The sequence below is a fragment of the Pseudomonas sp. 43(2021) genome (genome assembly GCF_017490805.1).
In the GTDB taxonomy this organism is placed as follows: Bacteria; Pseudomonadota; Gammaproteobacteria; order Pseudomonadales; family Pseudomonadaceae; genus Aquipseudomonas.
On sequence record NZ_JAFGYJ010000026.1, the window covers coordinates 13,967 to 36,527 of the forward strand.

18 protein-coding genes are annotated in these 22,561 nt (G+C 63.3%); 9 read left to right on the forward strand and 9 right to left on the reverse strand.

Annotation, left to right across the window (positions count from 1 at the left end):
* The first annotated feature begins 14 nt into the window (after positions 1-14).
* Positions 15-4,892: an NEL-type E3 ubiquitin ligase domain-containing protein gene (locus tag J5M71_RS20785; RefSeq protein WP_347709868.1), complete on the forward strand. Its 4,878-nt coding sequence runs from the start codon at positions 15-17 to the stop codon at positions 4,890-4,892.
* A 7-nt stretch (positions 4,893-4,899) separates the two neighbouring features.
* Here J5M71_RS20785 and J5M71_RS20790 read toward each other — a convergent pair whose 3' ends face one another.
* Complete coding sequence (locus tag J5M71_RS20790; RefSeq protein WP_207836142.1) at positions 4,900-7,416, reverse strand: UvrD-helicase domain-containing protein; 2,517 nt, start codon at positions 7,414-7,416, stop codon at positions 4,900-4,902.
* A gap of 175 nt (positions 7,417-7,591) precedes the next feature.
* On the opposite strand from J5M71_RS20790, the gene J5M71_RS20795 reads away from it, so the two are divergent.
* Positions 7,592-8,290, forward strand: coding sequence for a pirin family protein (locus tag J5M71_RS20795; protein WP_063913719.1), 699 nt, complete (start codon positions 7,592-7,594; stop codon positions 8,288-8,290).
* Positions 8,291-8,465: 175 nt separating this feature from the next.
* Here the strand turns inward: J5M71_RS20795 and J5M71_RS20800 are convergent, their stop codons facing one another.
* The 7 genes from J5M71_RS20800 to J5M71_RS20830 all read right to left on the reverse strand — a co-directional run bounded on the left by J5M71_RS20800 (position 8,466) and on the right by J5M71_RS20830 (position 14,061).
* Positions 8,466-9,365, reverse strand: coding sequence for a transporter (locus J5M71_RS20800; protein WP_207836145.1), 900 nt, complete (start codon positions 9,363-9,365; stop codon positions 8,466-8,468).
* 77 nt (positions 9,366-9,442) lie between these two features.
* Positions 9,443-10,504, reverse strand: a complete 1,062-nt coding sequence (locus tag J5M71_RS20805) for a phenol 2-monooxygenase domain-containing protein (protein ID WP_207836147.1) — start codon at positions 10,502-10,504, stop codon at positions 9,443-9,445.
* A gap of 11 nt (positions 10,505-10,515) precedes the next feature.
* Positions 10,516-10,875, reverse strand: coding sequence for a phenol hydroxylase subunit P4 (locus J5M71_RS20810; RefSeq protein ID WP_063913722.1), 360 nt, complete (start codon positions 10,873-10,875; stop codon positions 10,516-10,518).
* A 65-nt stretch (positions 10,876-10,940) separates the two neighbouring features.
* Positions 10,941-12,455: an aromatic/alkene/methane monooxygenase hydroxylase/oxygenase subunit alpha gene (locus tag J5M71_RS20815; protein WP_063913723.1), complete on the reverse strand. Its 1,515-nt coding sequence runs from the start codon at positions 12,453-12,455 to the stop codon at positions 10,941-10,943.
* 31 nt (positions 12,456-12,486) lie between these two features.
* Positions 12,487-12,756: an MmoB/DmpM family protein gene (locus tag J5M71_RS20820; RefSeq protein WP_019097310.1), complete on the reverse strand. Its 270-nt coding sequence runs from the start codon at positions 12,754-12,756 to the stop codon at positions 12,487-12,489.
* Positions 12,753-13,748, reverse strand: coding sequence for an aromatic/alkene monooxygenase hydroxylase subunit beta (locus J5M71_RS20825; protein ID WP_063913724.1), 996 nt, complete (start codon positions 13,746-13,748; stop codon positions 12,753-12,755). Before J5M71_RS20825 ends, J5M71_RS20820 begins: the two co-directional genes overlap by 4 nt.
* A 55-nt stretch (positions 13,749-13,803) precedes the next feature.
* On the reverse strand, positions 13,804-14,061 hold the full coding sequence (locus J5M71_RS20830; protein WP_063913725.1) for a phenol hydroxylase subunit: 258 nt from the start codon (positions 14,059-14,061) through the stop codon (positions 13,804-13,806).
* Between the two features lie 373 nt (positions 14,062-14,434).
* Between J5M71_RS20830 and J5M71_RS20835 the strand changes: the two genes are divergently transcribed.
* Together J5M71_RS20835 and catA are read left to right on the forward strand one after the other, a co-directional pair.
* A complete protein-coding gene (locus J5M71_RS20835; protein WP_063913726.1) occupies positions 14,435-16,138 on the forward strand; it encodes a sigma-54-dependent Fis family transcriptional regulator in 1,704 nt (567 codons plus the stop codon).
* Between the two features lie 167 nt (positions 16,139-16,305).
* Complete coding sequence (catA, locus tag J5M71_RS20840) at positions 16,306-17,205, forward strand: catechol 1,2-dioxygenase (protein WP_207836156.1); 900 nt, start codon at positions 16,306-16,308, stop codon at positions 17,203-17,205.
* 426 nt (positions 17,206-17,631) lie between these two features.
* Here the strand turns inward: catA and J5M71_RS20845 are convergent, their stop codons facing one another.
* On the reverse strand, positions 17,632-18,117 hold the full coding sequence (locus J5M71_RS20845; protein WP_063913728.1) for an isochorismatase family cysteine hydrolase: 486 nt from the start codon (positions 18,115-18,117) through the stop codon (positions 17,632-17,634).
* A 284-nt stretch (positions 18,118-18,401) separates the two neighbouring features.
* Here J5M71_RS20845 and J5M71_RS20850 point away from each other — a divergent pair, with 284 nt between their 5' ends.
* Genes J5M71_RS20850 through J5M71_RS20870 form a run of 5 tightly spaced genes read left to right on the forward strand, consistent with a single transcriptional unit; the run spans position 18,402 to position 22,510 of the window.
* Complete coding sequence (locus J5M71_RS20850) at positions 18,402-19,178, forward strand: ABC transporter substrate-binding protein (protein ID WP_207836169.1); 777 nt, start codon at positions 18,402-18,404, stop codon at positions 19,176-19,178.
* A gap of 24 nt (positions 19,179-19,202) precedes the next feature.
* The gene (locus tag J5M71_RS20855) at positions 19,203-19,892 is read left to right on the forward strand and encodes an ABC transporter permease (RefSeq protein WP_207836174.1); all 690 of its coding nucleotides are present in this window, start codon (positions 19,203-19,205) and stop codon (positions 19,890-19,892) included.
* Between the two features lie 13 nt (positions 19,893-19,905).
* Positions 19,906-20,604 (forward strand): ABC transporter permease, encoded by a 699-nt coding sequence (locus J5M71_RS20860; protein WP_063913731.1) that lies wholly within the window; start codon positions 19,906-19,908, stop codon positions 20,602-20,604.
* A 9-nt stretch (positions 20,605-20,613) separates the two neighbouring features.
* A complete protein-coding gene (locus tag J5M71_RS20865) occupies positions 20,614-21,726 on the forward strand; it encodes a succinylglutamate desuccinylase/aspartoacylase family protein (protein WP_207836180.1) in 1,113 nt (370 codons plus the stop codon).
* 19 nt (positions 21,727-21,745) lie between these two features.
* Complete coding sequence (locus tag J5M71_RS20870; RefSeq protein WP_207836191.1) at positions 21,746-22,510, forward strand: ATP-binding cassette domain-containing protein; 765 nt, start codon at positions 21,746-21,748, stop codon at positions 22,508-22,510.
* Positions 22,511-22,561 lie beyond the last annotated feature (51 nt).

Sequence of the window (22,561 nt, forward strand, 5' to 3'; positions counted from 1 at the left end):
TTGGAGCATTCAACATGTCCACCCCTCCCGTGCCTTTCCATCAGGCCCAGATCGTTCGTAGCCTGCCTGCCTGGGCCCGAACAATGCACCCCGACCATACCCGCCGCGTCGTGCAGAGCGTGCGCAAGGACTACCTCGACGAAAACGGCTCGCCTTACGCCTGGTACGCTGCGGCCAGCGCTGAAGATCAAGCACATGTACGACAGCTGATTGACACTCGCGATGCCGGCTTCAAGGCACTGCGAGTCGCGCTCAAGGACTTCAGGCAGATCAGCGAATTCTGCAAGCCTTTGCTAGAGAGCCGGTTGGGCCCGAATATCAACGTGGACAAAGCCCAATATCTGCACCAACCGTTCAAGGTGTACACCACGCTGGTGAATCCCCCCGGCCTCGATATTTCACTCGGCGGCGACGACGCGTACATTGAGCGCCCCGAAGGGCCGCCACAGAAGCGCTCGCTGCTGGAGGCCGCACTGCACAACTTCGAAGGGCCAGACGAAGTGGGGCCGTTCGATGCCCTGACCCTTGGCCCGAACGACAACGCATCACGTCCCGGCCTCGAACCCGAAGCGTTCGTCAGCCTTTGCCGAAGCCTGGACCTGGGTCGGCAGTACCAGGACCACCTGCAGAGCATTTATGAAGGCCCCGGACAGGCCACGATCGAGCAGCTATGGATCGATGCAAGCCGGCAGGCACTGAAAACCGAGGCAATGATCGCTTATCTCAAAGGCCTGTTGACGCTCAAAGGTCGCGATGCTTTGGTACAACTGTGCAACAACGAAAATACACCGCGGTACGGCGATCAAAAGCTTCACTGCTGGCGCTTCAGCCTGTTCGGCATCCCGATTCATGAGGTACTGCTGATTGGCCCCGATGAAGCCGACCAGAGCAATCCCTGCATGCTCTACATTCCCCAGGATACCCAACACCCGGTAAGGGAATTCACTTCCTTGCGGGAAGCCGGCACCCACGTACGTCAACGCCTGCTGCAAACCACCTATCGCCACCACTTGATCAGCTTCGCTTACAAGGACAGCCAGGTCGACCTTGGCCGCAAGCTCGAAAATGCCCTGTTCGAGCAAAGCGCTTCAACGCGCAAACCCAAGAAAAAACCTGAACTGCACTTCAATCGAACGAGCCTGCCCCATCCCATCTGGCAAGTGCTTTACAAGGACCACAAGCGCCGTCTCAAGGCAGATGCCAGAGCGATCGCGGTGCCGACCGCCGATGCCAATGCCAAGGCACGCAAGGAACGGCTGCAGCAATGGCTGGACGCAGGCATGAACCTGCTGAACGTGGCCGCCTTCTTCGTGCCTGGGCTGGATGCCGCGATGCTTGGGGTATTTGCCTACGATCTCATGGATTCGGTGTTCACCGGGTTCGAGGCCTGGGAAGACGGCGATACCCAGGAAGCGCTGCAGCAACTGGAGTCGCTGGCCATCAATGCCGCCGTGGTTGCCGGTTTCGCCGTCGGCAGTCAGGCCGTCAAGGCATCGGGGTTCGTCGATGCCTTGAACAGTGTCTGGAAAGATGGCCGCGAACGGCTTTGGCATCCCGACATGAGCCCTTACAGCACCTTGAAGGCGTTGCCAGAGGATGCACTGCCTGATTCCCAAGGGCATTACATCATCGATGACAAACCCCATGTCCGGCTTCAAGGCAAACTGTATGAAGCGTTCGAAACCGACGGACAGTGGCGTGTGCGCCACCCGAACGACCCCGATGCCTACTCCCCTGTCTTGCACTACCTGGGTGACCAGCGCTGGCAACTGGCCCACGACAACCCGCTGGAATGGGACGATACGCAGTTGCTTGAGGCGCTGGGCCGGTTCAGCCAAGGGCTGGATGCCTCGGAGCGTCTTACCGCCTTGCGTATTACCGAAGTCGATGCATCCATCTTGCGCCGTAGCCAGGTCACCAGCTCCCGGCCGCCGGTTTTGCTGGCCGATGCCATGCTGCGGCTGAAACTGGATAACGACGTCCAGAGCATCATCACCCGGGTGCGTCATGGCATGCCCTTGGCTGCACACATGAACTTCGCGCTGCCAGAACTGGTAAGCCTGCCAGGCTGGCCAGCGCGCTACAGACTGAAGGTGTTCACCGGTGCCGAAAAATGGGGGGACGCAGTCTACTTCGGCACACAGCCAAAAACCGACACGTTGCAGATCGAGATCAGCCGCTCGGAACTCGACGAAGGCAAACTGAGCGAGGTTGTCCTGGCAGGGTTGGCCGAAGACGCCATACAACAGTTGCTGCCAGATACGCCAGCAGAGCAGCGCCCGAGCGCCTTGAACGAGCGATTGGCCAACCGCCTGACAGCGCGTCGTAGCGAAGTATTGGCGAGCATGCTGGAAAGCCATCGACCGTCGCTTGGCGACGAAGCGCAGACCCTGGGCCGCCAGTTTCCCGGTTTGCCTGACAATGCCCTGGAGGAACTCGCCAAGCTTGCCGGCAGCACCGAGCGCGAACGCATGAAGAGTGGGCGTGTGCCCTTGCGCGTGGCTGAAGAAGCCCGCTACCTGCAAGCCCGAGCCCGCCTTGATCGGGCCTTGCTTGGCCTCTATCGACCAGGCCTGAGCAGCGCCGACAGCCAACTGCTGCGTGACGCATTGGCAGCCAGGCAGCCGCAAGCCAGTGACGCCGAACTGCTGGCCAGCGCCCTCGCCGACCGCCCGGGCTGCGCCACGCTGCTTGGGCAGCAACCCATCAAGCCAGGCTTTCGCTCACCCATGCGCCTGGCACATGGGCAAATCGGTTACCCGCTCAGTGGTCGAGGGGCAGGCCCGCTCAGCGCGAGCGCCGCGACACGTCGACTCAGATTGCTTTTCCCCTCACTGAGCCGCAGCCAGATCAGCGCGCTGCAGCTCGAACTGAGCCAGACCGGTGACCTGGGCTCGGCTATCCGGCAACTGCAGTCAGATTGGCACGGTCTGGAACGCTACCTGTATGAATGGTACAGGAACACGGACAGCCTCATTGATCTGATGGAGCGACAGCAATGCGCCGAATACCTCAAGAATGCCTGGCGGCGGGAGGGGCCCGGCAACCAGGGCACGCTCGTCCTGGAGCGAATACATTTGTCCGAGTTGCCAGCGATCACGGCCCGCTTGCCCCATATCCGTGAACTCAGGCTGAGGGGGCTGGGGCTGCAGCGACTGGACACCACATTCCTGTCCTGCTTCCCCAACCTGCAAGTACTGGAAGTGACCGGCAACCCGGAAATCGAGGCAGAAGCGCTGTTCCAGGCACTTGAATCGGTGCCCAGGCTGCGCACGCTGGAACTGGTCGGCAACACCCTTGCTACTCTCTCACCGACCGCACGGCGAGTGCTGGCTGCGATGCCAGACCTGCGCCAGCTGAATCTGAACCGCAACCAGCTGACACTGGATCAGGCGACATTGGCGTTCCTGTGCCGCCGGCCGCTGGAGGTCCTGACGCTGCGGAGCAATCGCATCACGCTCGATGAAAACCTCGCCACGCGCTTTCAGGACATGATCCATCTGCAGCGACTGGACCTGGGCTTCAACCCGCTACAGATCGCGCCTGATGTGAGCTACATGGCGCGGCTGCAACACCTGGACCTGTACAACTGCGATCTGCAGGCATTGCCCACTGGCCTGACCACCCTGATGAGCCAGTCACAGTACCAGTTGCGCTACCTGGAGCTCTCATCCAACCGCATTCACCATGTTCCGGACCTGGCAAGCATCCTGCGCAGCCCCTATGCCCGGGACGTCGCCGCCCGCTTGCCCCAACGCCGCTGGCTGTTCAACTACAACAATCTCGAAGCCGAGTCGGCCAGGCGTCTACGAGCCAGCGGCGTCAATATCTACGAGCACACATTCGAACGGCCAGGGTGGCAAGGGCTCTGGCGCGACTCTTCAACCGACCATCAGAATCAGCTGTGGTCCGACCTGTTCGATCACAACGACCATGGCGACCTGCAAGCGGTGCTGGAACGCCTGGCCAGTTCGGTGGAAGCACGAAGAGATCCGGAAGGCTTGCAGGTGCGTGTATGGGCACTGTTGGAGCAGGCCCACCAGGATACAGAGCTGCGCGAGCGGCTGAACGAGGTGGCGCAAGCCTTCCCCCCTACCTGCGGTGATGCCGGCGCCGATGCATTCAGCGCCCTGGAAGTGGAACTGCTGGCCAATCAGGCGTCAAGGCAGGCACGAAACACGGCCAAGCCGCTGTTCGACCTTTACCGCAAGCTGTATCGTCGCGAGAAAGTCAACGAACTGGCCGATCGCATCAGCCTGCAACGTGCCTTGCGCAAGCAGGCGCTGCAGAGAAATGCCACGGACGAACAGTTACCGGCTCATGACGTGCTGGATGTCCCGGCGGCGTTCCCCGATGCGGACCTGGCCACAGGCCTGGTCGACGATATCGAAGTGCGCCTGGCATTGCGCCAGTCGTTGAGCGAAGACCTCGATTTCCCCGAACCCAGCAGTGGCATGCTCTATTGGGACACCGCCAGGATCAACCAGCAGATCATCGACAACGTGCGCGATGCCGTGCTCGAACTTGATGCCGACACCACCGCCCGCCAGCAGTGGATGACCGAACAGCCGGTCTGGGTTGACTACCTCAAACGCCAATATGCCAGCCAGTTCGAAGCCATTACCGACTTCTGGCGCCCGGGCCTCGATTACCTCTTTTATTGCCTGGATGAAAGCCAGGAGCCGATCACTCACCTGGACAACGCGATATTGCGTGCATTGGCCCCGGAAATGCCTACCCCTGCGCTGGACGAAAACGGCACGCTACGTCGGGTTCCTCTCAATGAGGCCGCCTATGTCAAGGCCACGAACGCCTTGACCCACGAACAGCAACAGGTGGAAGCCGGGCTGTTGTTGAGCCTTACCCGGCAAGTGGAAGTCCTCGGTACCTGAACGCTGATCAATGACCCCGCAGGTCTTCGAAGAAGGCCTGCCGCCCATCCACCTGGCTAGACGCACGAGGCGCGGCCGCCGCCTCTGCGTTGGCCGCCTCCACATGCCAATAGCAGTGCCTGACCGCGCGGGTTACCGCCACGTAGGCCAGGCGCTGCACCTCTTCTTTCTGCGCAGTATCGAAGGGTTGAGCATCACCGGCCTTGCCCAGCCCGGCCTGGCGATACACCTGGTTCTTGTAGGGGGAGCTGGTCAGGTACTGGCAGTCGCCCAGCATGAACACTGCATCGGCCTGCAAGCCCTTGGCACTGTGGTAGGTCAACTGGCGCAGCCGGCGGTGCTCGGCGGGCAACGCGGCCTCGGCTTGCAGCACGCTTTTCAGGTGGTCGTTCATCAGCGCCCTGTCGCTGCCCTTGCGGTACAGCATCATCACCGTCTCGCCACGCTGGTAGTGCTCGATCAGCGTTTCACCCAAGGCGGCCTCGTCTCGGTCGAACACCTTGACCGGCGAGCCCGGCACCTCGGCCGCCGGGCCACTGGCGCGGGCTTTCTTGCCGGCAATCGCCGGGGTGCCCTTGACCAAGTGTTCGGCCGCGTCGATCACTTGCTGCTGGCAACGGTAGTTGTCGACCAGCATCACCCGCGTGTTGGCCGGCGACGGGAAGGCCTTGGTGAACTCCATGAAGTACTTGGGCGAACTGCCGCGCCAGCCGTAGATCGACTGCCAGTCGTCGCCCACGCACAGCAGTGATGAATGCCGGGCATTGCGCCCGGTGTGCATCGCCGGGCCGCGCCGGCGGATCTCGGCAAGGCTGGCGCGCAGCCAGCTGACGATCTGCGGCGACACATCCTGGAATTCGTCGATCATCAGGTGCGCCAGCGGCCGCAGCAGCGGGTCGGGCAGCAGCTGCAGGTTTTCCGGGTTGTTCTCGCCGAACAAAGCGAACATGCGGTTGTAGCTCATCACCGGCGGCGACTGGTCCAGCAGGTGCGCCTCCAGGGCCTTCCAGTACAGGGCCAGGGCCTCGAAGAACAGCGCATCGCTGTCGCCGGAAGGGAAGCTCATCGCCGCCACGGCAGTGTTCACGTCCAGGCCCAGGTTCTCGATGAAGTTCGCCGCTCCGACAAAGGCATCGAGCAGCGGCGCCGGGGCCAGCTCGCCCTTGACCTTGTATTCGAAGCCGGGGCCGGCCACGGCATCACCGGCCAGCGAGGCTGCCAGGCGCCGGGCCATGGCATAGTTGTCGAGCCAGATCAGCGGCTGGTCGCAGAAGGCCTGCAACAGGGTGCGCTTGACCGCCCACTCGGCGCGCACCGCCAGCTTGGCGCCGGGGCGCTGGTACTGCGCGCTTTCCGCCGGGTCGAAGCCGAGCACCAGCAAAGGCCCCTGGCCGGCCAGACGGCCATGCACATGGAAGCGGCTGCCACGGATCTCGATGGTCTCGCGGCAGGGCTCGATGCCGTTGATCGGCCAGGCGCCGGCGGCGAACCACAGGTCCTCGATCACGTCGCACAGCTCTTCGTCGCGCTGGGCAGCCAGCTGGGTTACCTGCGCGCGCTTCTGCACATCGGGGTTATTGGGGTCCAGCGGTTTCAGCTGCAGGGCTTCGTTGCGCAACAGGCCAACCAGCTCGGCAAAACGTGGGCTTTCGCCCAGCAGGGTGCTGTAACACTGGTTCAGTTGCTGGCGCTGGGCATCGTTCAGGCGCAGGTCGAACGGGTTGCTGTCGGCCTCGGCCTCGCGCCCGGCCGGCATCTCGTTGCCCAGCGTCTCGAACGCGCGCACCTGGCCAAAGCCCGGCAGGCTGCGCACCAGCGGCAGGATACGCGAATGAAAGGTGCGCACCAGCTCGCGGGCCTGCGCCGGTTGCAAGTTGATCTGCCATAGCGCGAACACCTGCAGCAGGCGCTTGATGAAGTCCTTGCGCGACTCGCGGGTGAAGGTGACCACGGTCATCGCGTCCAGTTCATAGCCCAGGTAATGGCGCAACAGCAGGATGCGCAGTACCAGCGAGGTGGACTTGCCCGCCCCGGCCCCGGCCACCACGCAGGTGGACGGCGTATCGCTGAAAATCAGCTTCCATTGCGCGGCACTGGGTTGCGCCTCGGCGGGCAGGCGCTGGGCGACATCGGCCTTGAAACGCTTTTTCAGCTCGGCGGTCAGGGGCAGGCGCCAGTCATCGAACAGGTTGTCATCCTGGCCCGGCACGGCGGCGGTGTCGGGGCGGGTATCGCGGATTACCAGCACCTGGCGCCCAGCCTCATAGCCCTCCACCCGCCCGCGCTCGAACCCTTCACGCACGCCATCGGCATGGCCACTGCGTTGGCCGCTGGCATGGCCGAGGAACCAGGAGTCGCGGTGCTGGGCCTGCAGGCGGGTCAGGCCACGCCCCAGCAGGCGGGCCGCCAGGCGGCGCAACCAGGGCAGTTGGGCAGGAGGGGTAAGGTCGGCGGGGGCCTGGGGTTGCTCGTGGGCCACGGTCACTCCGTTGAAAAACAAAATCAGCGGGCATGTTCGCCGCATCGACAAAAAATCGCCAGCGAATGCTTGCAGATCAGTGGATTAGGCGATGAAGCGGATAAAACACCCCACCCAAACAAATCTAATTTACTGATAATTTTAAGCCGATATTTACGCTTATTTTCGATGTTTCTTTAGCGCATCATGGCGTCATTCCACTGATTCAAGGAGCACGACCATGCTGCAACTGCGACCTTTCGAAAGCCTCGGCCACGCCAACCATGGCTGGCTCGATGCCCACCACCATTTCTCGTTTGCCGAGTACTACGACCCGGCGCGCATGCACTGGGGTAACCTGCGGGTATGGAACGACGACCTGATCGCTGCCGGCAGCGGCTTCCCGCCGCACCCGCACCGCGACATGGAAATCATCACCTATGTGCGTGAAGGCGCGATCAGCCACCAGGACAGCCTGGGTAACAAAGGCCGCACCGAAGCCGGTGACGTGCAAGTGATGAGCGCCGGTACCGGCATCGTGCACAGCGAGTACAACCTGGAAGACGTCGACACGCGTATTTTCCAGATCTGGATCGTGCCGGAGCGCACCGGTGAAGCACCGCAGTGGGGTACCCGGCCGTTCCCCAAAGGTGAGCGTGGCGAAGGCTTCGTGACCCTGGCCAGCGGCCGCGCGGGCGATGAAGACAGCCTGCAGATCCGCACCGATGCGCGATTGGTGGCTGCCACCCTGCGTGCCGGTGAAACTGCCGAGTACCGCTTCGATGCCGCACGGCGGGGTTACCTGGTGCCGGCCAAGGGGCTGGTGGAGGTCAACGGGCTGCGGGCCAAGGCGCGCGATGGTGTGGCGATCGAGCAGGAGGAGGTGCTGCGGGTGACCGCCATCGAGGACAGCGAGATCGTACTGGTGGATGTGGCCTGATGGATCGGGCCAGTTCAGGCTGCCTTGTACTGCCTGCACTGGCCTCATCGCCGGCAAGCCAGCTAACACAGGAACCATGCAGGCCTGAAAATTGATGTAAGGCCTGTACGGTCCCTGTGGGAGCTGGCTTGTGGTGGCGACGAACCGCGGCGATGGGCTGTACAGCAGCCCCTTTTCAGAAGGGCAAGGTCAGCTTCAACCAGTAGGCATCACCCTGCGCGCGGTTGCGCACTCCGGTTTCCTTCGACCATTTCGCCGTCACGAACCAGCCATCCTTGCCGCTGTACTTGATCGACGGGCCAACGGCAAAGCTGCGCCCTTTGTTGTCGTCGATGCGCTCGCCATCCTGATTGTCGTCTGTCGTCTGCCGGTAGTAATACCCCCCTACCCCCAGCACCCAACCATTCCCAAGCCCCCAACCCACGGCATAGTCCACATGAAATTCCTGGCCCGAGCGGTAATCGGTGGCCGGGTTGCGGCGGTTGAAGTCGTACATCACCTTGGCATCCAGGTTGAGCCCGGCCGGGTCGACATAGCTCATCGCATACACCGGCTCGAACACCCAGTAGTTGCGCCCGGGGTTGGCCAGGTCATCCTTGTCGTAGCGGCCGGTGGGGGCAATCATGTCGAAAGCCAGGATGCTGTGGAACTTGTCGCTGTGGTGAAAGCCCAGCGCCGGGCCGAAGATCACGTCGCCCAGGCCGCTGTTGTGCTGCGACTGACCATTGAGCGACACCTTGACGTCCACCAGCGGCACGATCGCATGCAGCGCCAGGCTGGCGCCCAGCACCGTGTAGTCACTCACCCAGATCAGCCGCGGCACGATGGCGTTGGCGCGCACGCGAAAGTCCACCGGCAGCTTGCGCCCGTCGTTGCCACGCAGGTTGTCGGCTTCGTAATGGTTGACGAACAGCTGGCCATAGAAGCCCGGCGGCGGCATGGCGCCGGACATGTAGTTTTCGGCACCCAGCGGGTACGAGGTGCCGCCCCCTTCGGTGGCATGGGACAGGTTGGCAGCGCCAAACAACGAGGCGCACACGGCAAGGCGAAGCAGGTTCGCTAGGGTCGGGTTCATCGGGTCAACCTTTGTTGTTGTTATCGGTCGGGTGCACGCAGGCCCCCCGCAGGTCAGGGAGCCGGGCAGCAAAGGGTTCAGATGCGCTTGAACAGGGCCGAACGCTGGCCGTCGGCGGCACCGTCTGCGGCGCTGTAGAAGCGCTCCATGAAGATGTCGCGCTCGAACAGGCGCCCCTGCATCAGGCAAGTGATGGCCGCATCGATCATCGGTGGAGGGCCGCAAAGGTAGGCCTTGTGACCGTTGAAGCGGCCCTCGAAATGCTGCCTGGCCGCGTCGTGCACGTAGCCGCGCACACCTTGCCACTGCACGTCCTCGGCGGCCTGGCTGAGGGCCGGCACGTAGCTGAAATTGGCATGCCGGGCAGCCAGCGCCTCGAACAGCTCGCGGTTGTACAGCTCGGCACGGGTGCGGGCGCCCTGGAACAGGGTGATGCGCCGGGTGTCGCCACGCGCCAGCAGGTCGAGGATCATCGACTGCGGGCTGGACAGCCCCGAACCACCAGCGATGAAAATCAGGTCCCCCGGCTGCGAGCTGCGCACGAAGAACTGCCCGTAAGGGCCGGACAGCTCCAGTGCGTCGCCCACCTTGAGCTGCCGGTGGATGTGCCCGGTAGCCACGCCGCCTTCCACCAGGCGCACATGCAGCTCCAACTCGTCGGCCTGCTGCGGCGGGTTGGCCAGGGAGAACGCCCGGGTGCCTTCGATGCCCGGCAGTTGCAGGTTCACGTACTGCCCGGCCTGGAAGGCCATCGGCCGGTCGAGCTTGAGGTGAACACCGCGGATGGTCGGCGACAATTCCACCAGCCGGGTGACCACGGCGCGGTAGTCCTGCACTGGCAGGCCGGCGAAGTCTGGGTCGACATCGATGTCGGCTTCGATCACCAGGTCGCTCTGCGGGATGGCACAGCAGGCCAGTACCTTGCCCTCGTCGCGCTCCATGTCCATCAGCGCAAATGACGAGGCCGCCCCCAGGTCGACTTCGCCTTCGAGCACCTGGCACTTGCAGGTGGCACAGGTGCCGTGGCCGCAGGCAAACGGCAGCCACACGCCCTGGCGCAGGGCGGCCTCGAGGATGGTCTGGCCCTCCTCCACTTCAATCTGTTCGCCGGTGGGTTCGATGGTGACTTGGTAGCTCATGGCAGCATTCCTCAGTTATGGCTGCCGCCCAGGCCATCGAGGCCAGGGGTATGCAGGTGCAGCAGGCTCTTGTGGGCGATACCGTTGGCGGCCAGGCCACAGGCCAGGTCAGGGCTGAACGGCTGCTCGTCCAGGCGCCAGCGCGCCACGGTAAAGTCGACCCGGGCGGCATCCGGGTGCAGGGCAATGGCCGGCTTGACTACCTGCTCGATGAAGGCGGCGAAGGGTTGCGCCGGGTCCACCGGCAGGGTGAAGGGTGCGCAGAACAGCAAGTGGTTTTCCCAGCACAGGTACACCAGCTGGGCGCCGTGGAAGTTGGCCTGGCGGTCCAGGGGTTGGGCAGTGTAGGTGCCGATGGCGGTCACGGGCATGGCAATGTTCCTCTTGTTCTTGTCGGGGCCAGGGCGCAGCAACGGCGCCCTGGCGCTTCAGTGGCTCAGCCGGCCTGGCGCTCGGTGCCCTGCACGGCCTGCCAGCGCTGCTGTTCGGGTGAGCCTTGGTACTCGAAGTTGTCCTGCCCGGGGGCGATGTTGTAGTAGTCGCGCACCACTGCCTCGACATCGCCGCCACCGCAGTTGCCCTGCAGGATCTGGTGCACCGGCAGCCAGGCCTGCACGTACTTTTCCGGTTCGAAGGCGAAGATGTCGCAGCAGCCATCAGAGCAGAAGTGGTAACGCTCGCCTTCATGCACCAGGCTGCGGTGGCTCAGTTGCGTGGGCGCATCCGGCTCGGTGAAGGCCAGCGGAATCTGGCACACCTGGCACAGCATCGGCAGCGTCGGGTTGTAGAAGCGCTCGCCGCGCGCCTGCAGTTCGCGCCAGTGCTCGTAGCGTGGCCGGTAGTAGCGGTCGAAGGTGTCCGGGTACTTGGCCGACAGCCAGTCCAGTTCCTCGTCGGTGGGGATCCAGGTGTGAAAGTTGGTGGCCTGGCTGTACTGGTAGAAGATCGACCAGGCCTGGTGGCTGATGTGTTCCTTGCCGATGGTGGTCTGCTCGACATACTTCGGCGGGCGAATGCCGTAGCGTTCCAGGTCCTTGAACAGCGCGCCGCCGGCCTGCTCGAAGTACACCTCCCAGGCTTCGGCCCAGGACATCACCTTGTTCGGCAGCATGTAGTCCATCATCATCCCGACCAGGGTCAGCAACCGATAGCCACGCCAGAACCATTTGTCGATCCAGCGCTGCACGATGGGCACGTTGTCCTCGTGCTGTTCCAGCAGGAACTTGATCACCTCCAGGCCCAGGGTCATGTGCCTGGCCTCGTCGGACTGCGCCGAGAAGCCAAAGGTGACCGTGGCCATGTCGCCATTGAACGCCGCGCCCGACATGAACGGCACGAACAGCAGGTTGGTCAGCACGTACTCGAACGAGAACGAAATGGCAGTGAGGAACTCGAACGGGCCAGCCGTGCGCGCATCCTCGAAGAACGACTTGGGCACCGACAGGAACCACACCCGGTCGTGCATGTGGGCAAAGTCATGCAGGCCGTTGAAGTGCTTGTTGTAGTGGCTCATGGCGTGCACCTGGGTCTGCACGTGGCGCAGCTCGTCGATGGCCTGCATCTGGCAGGCCACCCGCGCACCGGCGCCGCCAAAGTGCCGGCCGACCCGGGCGAAGCCTTGGTAGGCCTGGTACTCCAGGGGCGTGACACCGCTCAGGAACAACTTCAGGGCATTGACGTAACGGGCGTCGGAGATGTTCTGGTGGCCGTTGTTCTGGGCAAAGGCATCGAAGATGGCGTACAGCTTCTTCTCTTTCTCGGCCTGGTATTTCCAGTAGGCGTCCATGGTCAGGCGGAACGGGTCTTCCCACTTGTCCCAGTCGGTGATCTTGATACCTTCGAACCGCTCGTAGGGGTAGATGGCGTCCTTGCTCTGGTAGCTCGGCTCCCAGCCCAGGTCTCGGGTCAGGCAGCGGTACTTGTCTTTCTGGTTGAGGCGCTTGGCGGCCATGGTGGTCTCCGGGTTCTTGTCGTTGTGCGGATCAGTTCCAGTGCAGGGCGAAGCAGTCTTCGTCTTCCTCGACGTTGCCACCCAGGGTGATCACGTCGATCAGCATTTCCTGCACGTCCCATTCACGGCCGATTTTTTCTTCCACCGTGGCCCGGTGGATTTCCAGGCGCCCTTCGGCCTGCACGCGGATCATCGCCGGCTGGTGCTGCACCTGGGCGTGGGGATTGTCCTGGGTGATGGCCTCGACGATGTAGCGGGCGCTGTCGTTGTCCTGGAAGGCGATGTAGACGAGGGAAGTCATGCGGCGTCTCCACTGAGGCCGAGTTTCTTCAGGCGTGCGCCAAAGGCGCTGTCGCAGGCATCCAGCGCGTCGCGGCCGGGGCCGGCCTCGGCCAGCGGCAGCAGCGCTTGCACGGCTCGCCCGCGCCATTGGCTGACCCAACCTTCGATCAGCTGGCGGTTGTGCGGGCTCTCGGCGACCGCGGTCTTGACCAGCGCATCGACCCAGCGCTGGCTCTCGGCGAACCACAGGCGCATGAACTCGGTGAGCATGCCCAGTTGCCCTGCCCCGGCGGCCACCAGCTGCGCATCGAAGTGTTCGAACAGCAACGGGTACACCAGGCCGTCGCTGACCAGGTTCTGCGCCAGGCTCAGCTCGAACCAGTCGCGTATCACCAGGCTGTCCTCGACATAGCGCCGCACCCCTTGCCAGGCCGGCTCGTCCAGCCAGCGCTGCTTGGCCTCGGCCAGCAGTGCCAGGCCGTCGTCCTCCAGCAGCAGGCCGATGCGCGACAGGTACTGGGCGATGGCCAGGCGGTCCATGGCCTGGAACATGTGCATCTGGGTGACGCTGGTGCCGAAGGCGTCGGCGGCGATGCCGCTGTTGTTCATGTTGGCGCCCAGTTCGGCGTGGCGCAGCGGCAGCAGCAGGCGTGCGACCAGGGCACGGGTTGCCGCCGGCAGGCTGGCCAGCAGCTCGCGCTTTTCACAGAAGGCAAAGCTGTGCTCGGCGTTTTCCTGCATGCGCGCCCGGGCCTGCACGTACGTGCCGTAGTAGTACTGGCGCGGGTCGCTGACGGCGTACCAGTCGGCCATCTGCAGCGCGGTGCGGCTGGGGTCGTTGAGCAGCTTGTCGGGCTGCCACAGCGGGCGGTAGTGGAAGTTGGTGGCCGCTTCGATATCGAAACTGGCTTCCTGGTAGCGGCTGGCCGGCTTGTCGCCGAAACGGCGGCGGGTATGGCTGAAGGTCTGGCGGATCGGCTCGACCGTGGCCGTCTTGATCTCGATACTCATGCAAGGCGTCCTGTACTTGTTGTTGTGGGGATGCAACGTGCCGACAAACGGCGCTTCATTCGTCCTCGTCGCGGCTTTCGCCATAGCGCCACTTCTGCATGTCGGCATCGACGGCGGCGGCCATCGCAGCGTCCATGTGGCGGACCCGGTTGCTGGCGCAGAAGCTGGCGAAGGCCGTACGCGGCAGGACCAGTTCGACGAACAGGTCCGGGTAACCGATGGCAAAGTCGAACTCGACAAAGGTGGAATCCGGCTCGCTGCGTACGCGGACGTAGCGCGGCATCTGCTCGAAGGGTGTGGTGGCTGGGGTCATGCGCGGGTGCTCCGGTTGGACGTGCCAAGGGCTAGAGCAACGGCTGTGCCAGGCGCTTGAAAAACCGCCAAACCAAGACATAACCAATTGTTTTTAAAAATTTTTTAATTCATGGATGGGTTGACCACCCCCTGTGCGGCCGACGCGCCACAGCCGGCCCGATTGATCATTTGCTCAATCGGGCCAGGGCGCTTCGAGCAAATGGCGAACAAGGCCGGCGATTGACTTTTGCGCCGCTTTCAGGCGGTTTAGTAAAAGAGCGACCCGAGCCTTGCCTGCAGCGCCGCGGTCGTCCCGGCGTGCCCAGTACCCGCCTTGCCTGAGCGGGCGCACGCCACCTCCCCATACAACTACAAGCAAGGGGCGCAAGCGAATGATTACCCAGTACAGGGCGCCGGAACCTGCACCGGCGCTGAAGGACCTTACCGAACGGGTGCGGTTCCTCGGCACCGAAGGCAAGATCTGGCTGGACGAGCAGCGCATGCTGCTGGTGCAGGCCGCGACCATGGCCAGCATGCGCCGCGAGCTGATCGAAATGCTCGGTGTGGAGCGGGCCAAGGGCTTCTTCCTGCGCCTGGGCTACCAGTCGGGGTTGAAGGACGCCGAACTGGCGCGCAAGCTGCGCCCCAACGGCAACCCGGTGGAGATGTTCTTCATCGGCCCGCAGCTGCACTCGCTCAAGGGCATGGTCAAGGTGCGCCCGCTACAGCTGGAAATCGACATGGACAGCGGCCACTTCTACGCCGACATCGAGTGGCAGGACTCCTTCGAGGTGGAAAACTGCCAGTCCGAAGGCCTGCATTCCGAACAGCCGGTGTGCTGGATGCTGCTGGGTTACGCGATCAGCTACAGCTCGTTCTTCCTCGGTCGCCAGGTGCTTTACAAGGAAGTCAGCTGCCGCGGCTGCGGTGGCAGCGAATGCCGCATCATCGGCAAGCCGGTGGAACAGTGGGAAGATGCCGAGACTTTCCTGCGCTACTTCCAGAGCGACCCGGTGATCGACGAGCTGCAATCGCTGCAGGTGCAGGTGGCCAACCTGCGCCAGCGTCTGCAGTACGAGTCGGGACAGTTCTACGGCATCGGCCAGTCGGCGGTGTACCGGCGCTGCTGTGCACTGACCGACAAGGTGGCCCCGGGCAAGGCCTCGGTGCTGCTGCTGGGCGAAACCGGGGTCGGCAAGGAGGTGATCGCCCGCAGCCTGCACCTGCGCAGCGAGCGCGCCGGCGCGGCGTTCGTGGCGCTGAACTGCGCGACCATCCCGCCCGACCTGATCGAGGCCGAGCTGTTCGGCGTCGAGAAAGGTGCCTACACCGGCGCCCAGCAGGCGCGCATGGGCCGCTTCGAGCGGGCCAACGGCGGCACCCTGTTCCTCGATGAAATCGTCGAGCTCACGCCGCGCGCGCAGGCCAGCCTGTTGCGCGTACTGCAGGAAGGCGAGCTGGAACGGGTGGGTGACAGCCGCACGCGGCCGGTGGATGTACGGGTGATCGCCGCCACCCACGAAAACCTCGAACAGGCTGTCAAGGACGGGCGTTTTCGCGCCGACCTGTTCTACCGCCTGAACGTGTTCCCGGTGCATATCCCGGCGCTGCGCGAGCGCCGCGAAGACATCCCGCTGCTGATCGAGCACTTCCTCGGCCGCCTGCACCAGAGCTACGGCAAGAAGACCCGTGGCCTCAGCGACCGGGCCTTGCAGGTGTGCCTGCAGTACGACTGGCCGGGCAACATCCGCGAGCTGGAAAACCTCATGGAGCGCGGTGTGATCATCACCGACGAGAACCAGAGCATCGGCCTGGATGCACTGTTCCCGCATGCGCCACCGGCCACCGACAGCATCGGCCTGGGCAGCGATGGTCGGCTGGTGGCGGCCAGTGACCAGGCCGCGCCCGGCTGGGTGGCACAGATTCTCGACAGCGGCACCGGCCTGGATGCCGTCGAGGAAGCGCTGATGCAGGAAGCCATGCAGCGCTGCCGGCAGAACGTCTCGGAAGCCGCGCGCCTGCTCGGCATGACCCGCCCGGCCCTGGCCTATCGGCTGAAGAAATCACCCGGCGAAAGCGTGACCGACAAGCCTTGAGCATTTGCGCAATTGCGCTGGCGCGGATTGATCATATGATCGAGCGCGCGCCGGCGATCGGTACCTAAAAAAACAAAAAAATATTTTATATCAAACAGTTATAAACATGGCATCGCATTTGCCTTGAGCCTTGCACCGCAATAACAACAACGACCGGTGAGGCAACCATGACTGTAGCGATTTCCCATTCCCCCGAAGTACAAGCCTTCTTCGCGAAAGCGGCAGGCGTCGGCAACGACCAGGGCAACCCACGCCTGAAGCAGATTGTGCTGCGCATACTGCAGGACAGCGCGAAGCTGATCGAAGACCTGGCGATCAGCGACGACGAATTCTGGACCGCTGTCGACTACCTCAACCGCTTGGGCAGCCGCAACGAAGCCGGACTGCTGATGGCCGGCCTTGGCCTGGAGCACTTCCTCGACCTGCTCAGCGATGCCCGCGACAGCCAGGCCGGGCATACCGGCGGCACCCCGCGCACCATCGAAGGTCCGCTGTACGTGGCCGGTGCGCCGCTGTGCGAAGGCGAGGCGCGGCTGGACGACGGCCGTGACCCTGGCCAGCCGATGCTGCTTGAAGGCCAGGTGCTGGACCTGGCCGGCCAGCCGCTGGCCGGGGCTATCGTCGATGTGTGGCACGCCAATACCCAAGGCCTGTATTCCTACTTCGATTCCGGCCAGTCGGCCTACAACCTGCGCCGCCGCATTGTCACCGACGCCCAAGGCCGCTACCGCGCCCACAGCATCGTCCCCAGCGGCTACGGCTGCCCGGCCGATGGCCCGACCCAGGCCTGCCTGGACCAGTTGGGCCGGCATGGCCAGCGCCCTGCGCATATCCACTTCTTCATCAGTGCACCGGGGTACCGGCACCTGACCACACAGATCAACCTGGCGGGTGACGCGTACCTGTGGGATGACTTTGCCCATGCTACCCGCGACGGGTTGGTGGGCGAGGTGGAACGGCTCGAAGGCGGTGTGGCGCGGGTGGTGTTCGACTTCTGCCTGCAGCCGGCAGCGCATGCGGATGATGAGCAACGCAGCCAGCGGCCGCGAGCCTTGCAAACGGCTTGAGATTGCCGGGGCTGCTTTGCAGCCCTTTCGCGACACAAGGCCGCTCCCACAGAACTGCACACGACTCATTGAATTAGCAGGAACCCTGTGGGAGCGGCTTTAGCCGCGAACACCGGCGCAGCCGGTGCCAGGCTCCGCGTTGGATTCTTCGCGGCTAAAGCCGCTCCCACAGACCGCTTGCGAATTCAGTTTTCTACGCGACAGCGCAGCCCAAAAGACTGGGCCATGTCCCACAGAACGGCACACGACTCATTGAATTAGCAGGGACCCTGTGGGAGCGGCTTTAGCCGCGAACACCGGCACAGCCGGTGCCATGCTCCGCGTTGGATTCTTCGCGGCTAAAGCCGCTCCCACAGACCGCTTGTGAATTCAGTTCTCTACGTGACAGCACAGCCCAGATGCATGCCCGCATGATGCCTGCATGCCTTAGCCTCGTAGGGCCAGTTCGGCGAGCACCTCGGCCGAGGTGGTGACCTGGCGGAAGTGATGCTGCCAAAGCTCGATCCCCAGCTTGCCCGACCTGTCCAGCGAAGACCCTACCGTCATGTCGGTGACCAAGGTGGGCATCAGCCCCGCATCGAACAGGGCAAAACCGGCGGCCAGCACGCAAGTTTCGGTCTGCAGCCCACATACCAGCACCCGCTCCACACCCAGTTGCCGGATGTACTCGATGGCCTCTGCGCTCTGCCCGTAGCCATGCTTGACGAACACCTGATCGGCTTCGACCAGGCTCTCGTCCTCCGCCGCCGGGTGCCAGCCGAGCTGGCGCTCGAACGGCGTGACCTGTTCATCGTGCAACTCGACCGAGGCAATGGTGGGGATGTTGGCCGACAACCGGCGCAGGCCATCGACCAACCACTCGGGCGGGCTGAAGGTGGACTGGACATCGACGATGAGCAAAACCTGGCGCATGGGCGGATTCCGGTGCTGGCAAAAGGCGCGGAGTATAGCGTGATGCAAGTGCCGTGGTCGCCCAGCGAGCCAGGACACGATACGCCAGGCCAGCCCCGCGCCTCACGCAGCAGCCATCTTCGCACCCACCTCCGTGCACGCCGGATGACCGGCAGTCACCAGGCTGACATGATTATTTTCATTGATATTGATTTGTGAAATTAAACATGTCATTTTTCTTCGTACCGAACCGAGCCCCACAACGGGCTCAGGCCGGTACTGCCCTATCCACCGGAGTCAATAATATGAACAAGACCGGACTTCTAGGCGCATTGGCACTCTGTGCCTGCAGCGCACTGGCCCAGGCTGACGAAGGCAGCCTGCGCATCGGGATCGAAGTGGCATATCCGCCCTTCTCCTACCGCACCCCCGCAGGCGAACTCGCCGGCTTTGACTACGACATCGGCAACGCCCTGTGCGCGCAGATGCAAGTCAAATGTCAGTGGGTGATCCAGGAGTTCGACGGGATGATCCCGTCGTTGAAGGTGCGCAAGATTGACGCCGTGCTGTCGTCAATGTCGATTACTGAAGATCGGCTCAAGTCCGTCGACTTCACCGACAAGTACTATCACACCCCGGGCAAGTTCGCGATGAAGTCCGGCAGCCAGATCAGCGACCCGATGCAGGACCTCAAAGGCAAGAAGCTCGGCGTGCAGCGTGCCTCCACCTATGACCGCTTCGCTACCGAGCAGCTGGAAAGTGCAGGTGTCGAGGTCGTGCGCTACGCCTCGCAGAACGAAGCTTTCCTCGACCTGGCCGCGGGGCGGCTGGATGCCACCCTCGCCGACATCGTCAATACCGAAGAGAGCTTCATCAAGACGCCCGCCGGCCAAGGTTTTGCGCTTGTCGGTCCGGATGTCAACGACCCCCGCTACTTCGGTCGGGGTGCGGGCATTGCCGTGCGCAAGGGGGACAGCGCCAACCTGGCGCGCCTGAACGCCGCCATTGCCGCCATTCGCGCCAACGGCACCTACCAGCAAGTGCAGAGCAAGTACTTCCCGTTCGATATCTACGGCCAATGACCCCGGCTGACGAGGACTTTCATCATGCTTCACGGCTACGGTTCGAGCATTCTCGATGGCGCGCGGTTAAGCATCAGCCTGGCCCTGATGGCGATGGCCCTGGCCATCAGCCTCGGCCTGGTCGGCGCCGCCTGCCGGCTGTCACCACTGCGCTGGTTGGCAGCCCTGGGCGAGATCTACACCACGGCAGTGCGCGGCATTCCTGACCTGGTCCTGATTCTGCTGGTGTTCTATGGCGGACAGGACCTGATCAACCGTCTTGCGCTGGCGCTGGGCTACGAGCAGTACATCGACATCAACCCGTTCATCGCCGGGGTCTGCACCATGGGTTTCATTTTCGGTGCCTATCTTTCGGAAACCTTTCGCGGGGCCTTTCTCGCCATTCCCGAGGGTCAGGCCGAAGCAGGGGCCGCTTATGGCATGGGCAGCCTGCAGGTGTTCTGGCGGATCAGCGTGCCGCAGCTGGTGCGCCTGGCGCTGCCGGGTTTCACCAACAACTGGCTGGTCTTGATCAAGTCGACCGCACTGATTTCCGTGATCGGCCTGCAGGACATGATGTTCAAGGCCAAGAACGCAGCCGATGCCACCCATGAACCGTTCACGTTCTTCCTCACCGTGGCAGGGCTCTACCTGCTGCTGACCAGCCTGTCGCTGGTGCTGCTGCGCAGCGTGGAAAAGCGTTATTCGTTCGGCTTCAAAGCCGCCGAACTATGAAGGGAAGGTTTGCATGATGCTTGACTACCCACTTATCTGGCAGAACCTGCCGCTGTACCTGAACGGCATTGCGCTGACCCTGAAGGTGCTGCTGATTTCCCTGGCCTGCGGCCTGGCACTGGCTATCCCACTGGCACTGATGCGCGTTTCGCATTCCTGCCTGCTGCGCTACCCGGCCTGGCTCTACACCTATGTCATTCGTGGCACACCGATGCTGGTGCAGTTGTTTCTGGTGTACTACGGCCTGGCACAGTTCGAACTTGTGCGTCAGAGCCCGCTCTGGCCGTACCTGTCCAGCGCAACCTTCTGCACCTGCCTGGCGTTCGCCCTCAACACCAGCGCCTACAGCGCCGAGTTGCTGGCCGGCAGCCTGCGGGCCACGCCGCGCGGCGAAGTTGAAGCCGCGCGTGCCATGGGCATGTCGCGCCTGGCCTTGTACCGGCGCATCCTGCTGCCGTCGGCCCTGCGTCGATCGCTGCCGCAGTACAGCAACGAAGTGCTGATGATGCTACAGACCACCAGCCTGGCTTCGATCGTCACCCTGGTCGATATCACAGGCGCGGCAAAAACCTTCAACGCTCGTTACTACCTTCCGTTCGAGGCATTCATTACTGCGGGGCTGATCTACCTGGCCCTGACGTTCCTGCTGGTTCGCCTCTTCAAGCTGGCCGAGCGCCGCTGGCTGAAGTACCTGGCCCCACGCAAGCACTGAGGAGCACCCATGCAGCAAATCGACCATATCCTGCCCTGGAGTGCCTGCGGTACCCAGCGCACTCTGCGCCTCTTCCGCTTCGGCAACGGCCCGCGCAAAGCTTATATCCAGGCCTCTCTGCACGCTGACGAACTGCCCGGCATGCGCGTGGCGGTGGCATTGAAGGCCCGTCTGGCCGAGCTGGAAGCCCAAGGCCGACTCACGGGCGTGATAGAACTGGTGCCACTGGCCAACCCGATCGGTATCGGCCAGATGTTCCAGGCCACCCATCAAGGCCGTTTCGAGTTCAGCAGCGGCAAGAACTTCAACCGCGATTTTCCGGCACTGACCGAAGCGCTCATCAGGCGCCTGGAGGGCCATCTAGGCGAGGATGGCGAGGCCAACGTGGCCATCATTCGCCGCACCATGCTCGACATCCTCGACGACTTGCCTGCTGCGCCATCGGAGCTCGAAGGCCTTCGTCGCCTGCTTCTGCAGCATGCGTGCGACGCCGATGTGGTGCTGGACCTGCACTGTGATTTCGAATCGGTGATGCTGCTGTATGCACTGCCGCAAAACTGGCCCCGCTTGCGCTCGCTGGCGGCACGCCTGGGTGCTGAAGCTGCATTGCTGGCCGAGGATGTTGGCGGCAATGCGTTCGACGAAGCCTGTGCGCTGCCATGGGTGAAGCTGGCCGAGCATTTTACGCAGGCAAACATCCCGTTGGCCTGTATCGCCACCACCATCGAGCTGCGCGGCATGGCCGATACCGAGCGAGAACGTTGCCAAGCCGACGCAGAGCACATTCTTGCCTACCTGGCCGACCAGGGCTTGGTCAGCGGCCCATGGCCGGAGGCACCGACTCATTGCTGCCAGGCCACACCGTTTGCCGGCGCCCAGTACGCCTATGCCGAACACCCAGGCGTCGTCAGCTATCTGCAACCTCTGGGTGCGCAGGTTCGAACCGGCGACCCACTGTTCGAAGTCATCGACCCGCTCAGTGACCGCCACAGCGTAGTCAGGGCCACCACCGACGGCATTCTCTATGCCCGCGAACGCCTTCGCTTCGCCCAACCGGGCCTCTGGCTGGCGAAAGTCGCTGGCAACCTGCCCATTCGCCATGGTCGCTTGCTCAGCGACTGATACCAACGAGTACCCATCGATGAACAAACTGGAAATTCAGGACCTGCACAAAAGCTACGGCAACCACCAGGTACTCAAGGGCGTTTCGCTGCAGGCCAAGGCGGGCGACGTGATCAGCATCATCGGCTCCAGCGGCTCGGGCAAAAGCACCTTCCTGCGCTGTATCAACCTGCTCGAGCAACCCAATGCCGGGCAGATCATGGTCAATGGCGAACGCCTGAAGTTGCGTACCTGCCCACGCGCCGGGCTGCGGGCCGCTGACCCGAAACAACTGCAGCGCCTGCGCTCACGGCTGAGCATGGTCTTTCAGCATTTCAATCTCTGGTCACACATGAGCGCCCTGGACAACGTCATGGAAGCCCCGGTGCATGTGCTGGGCATGAGCCGCAAGGATGCCCGTGAGAAAGCCGAGTACTACCTGCACAAGGTCGGCGTCAGCCATCGCCGAAACGCCTACCCGGCACACATGTCCGGTGGCGAACAGCAACGCGTGGCGATCGCCCGGGCCCTGGCCATGGAGCCGGAGGTGATGCTGTTCGATGAACCGACCTCGGCGCTCGACCCGGAACTGGTCGGCGAGGTGCTGAAGGTCATGCAGGAGCTGGCCCAGGAGGGCCGGACCATGGTGGTGGTCACCCATGAAATGGGCTTCGCTCGCGAAGTCTCCAACCAGGTCATGTTCCTGCATCAGGGGCTGGCCCTGGAGCGTGGCGATCCGCGCGAGGTACTCGCTCGTCCGCAGTCCGAACGCTTGCAGCAATTCCTTGCCGGCAGCCTCAAGTAAGCCTCCACAGGCGCCCCCGGCTGCTGCCGGGGAAGCCTTGGGATACACTAC

Bases quoted from the DNA above. Each gene is read 5' to 3' on its own strand.
- J5M71_RS20785 (WP_347709868.1), top strand. From the start codon at position 15: ATGTCCACCCCTCCCGTGCCTTTCCATCAGGCCCAGATCGTTCGTAGC.
- J5M71_RS20790 (WP_207836142.1), bottom strand. From the start codon at position 7,416: ATGCGGCGAACATGCCCGCTGATTTTGTTTTTCAACGGAGTGACCGTG.
- J5M71_RS20795 (WP_063913719.1), top strand. From the start codon at position 7,592: ATGCTGCAACTGCGACCTTTCGAAAGCCTCGGCCACGCCAACCATGGC.
- J5M71_RS20800 (WP_207836145.1), bottom strand. From the start codon at position 9,365: ATGAACCCGACCCTAGCGAACCTGCTTCGCCTTGCCGTGTGCGCCTCG.
- J5M71_RS20805 (WP_207836147.1), bottom strand. From the start codon at position 10,504: ATGAGCTACCAAGTCACCATCGAACCCACCGGCGAACAGATTGAAGTG.
- J5M71_RS20810 (WP_063913722.1), bottom strand. From the start codon at position 10,875: ATGCCCGTGACCGCCATCGGCACCTACACTGCCCAACCCCTGGACCGC.
- J5M71_RS20815 (WP_063913723.1), bottom strand. From the start codon at position 12,455: ATGGCCGCCAAGCGCCTCAACCAGAAAGACAAGTACCGCTGCCTGACC.
- J5M71_RS20820 (WP_019097310.1), bottom strand. From the start codon at position 12,756: ATGACTTCCCTCGTCTACATCGCCTTCCAGGACAACGACAGCGCCCGC.
- J5M71_RS20825 (WP_063913724.1), bottom strand. From the start codon at position 13,748: ATGAGTATCGAGATCAAGACGGCCACGGTCGAGCCGATCCGCCAGACC.
- J5M71_RS20830 (WP_063913725.1), bottom strand. From the start codon at position 14,061: ATGACCCCAGCCACCACACCCTTCGAGCAGATGCCGCGCTACGTCCGC.
- J5M71_RS20835 (WP_063913726.1), top strand. From the start codon at position 14,435: ATGATTACCCAGTACAGGGCGCCGGAACCTGCACCGGCGCTGAAGGAC.
- catA (WP_207836156.1), top strand. From the start codon at position 16,306: ATGACTGTAGCGATTTCCCATTCCCCCGAAGTACAAGCCTTCTTCGCG.
- J5M71_RS20845 (WP_063913728.1), bottom strand. From the start codon at position 18,117: ATGCGCCAGGTTTTGCTCATCGTCGATGTCCAGTCCACCTTCAGCCCG.
- J5M71_RS20850 (WP_207836169.1), top strand. From the start codon at position 18,402: ATGAACAAGACCGGACTTCTAGGCGCATTGGCACTCTGTGCCTGCAGC.
- J5M71_RS20855 (WP_207836174.1), top strand. From the start codon at position 19,203: ATGCTTCACGGCTACGGTTCGAGCATTCTCGATGGCGCGCGGTTAAGC.
- J5M71_RS20860 (WP_063913731.1), top strand. From the start codon at position 19,906: ATGATGCTTGACTACCCACTTATCTGGCAGAACCTGCCGCTGTACCTG.
- J5M71_RS20865 (WP_207836180.1), top strand. From the start codon at position 20,614: ATGCAGCAAATCGACCATATCCTGCCCTGGAGTGCCTGCGGTACCCAG.
- J5M71_RS20870 (WP_207836191.1), top strand. From the start codon at position 21,746: ATGAACAAACTGGAAATTCAGGACCTGCACAAAAGCTACGGCAACCAC.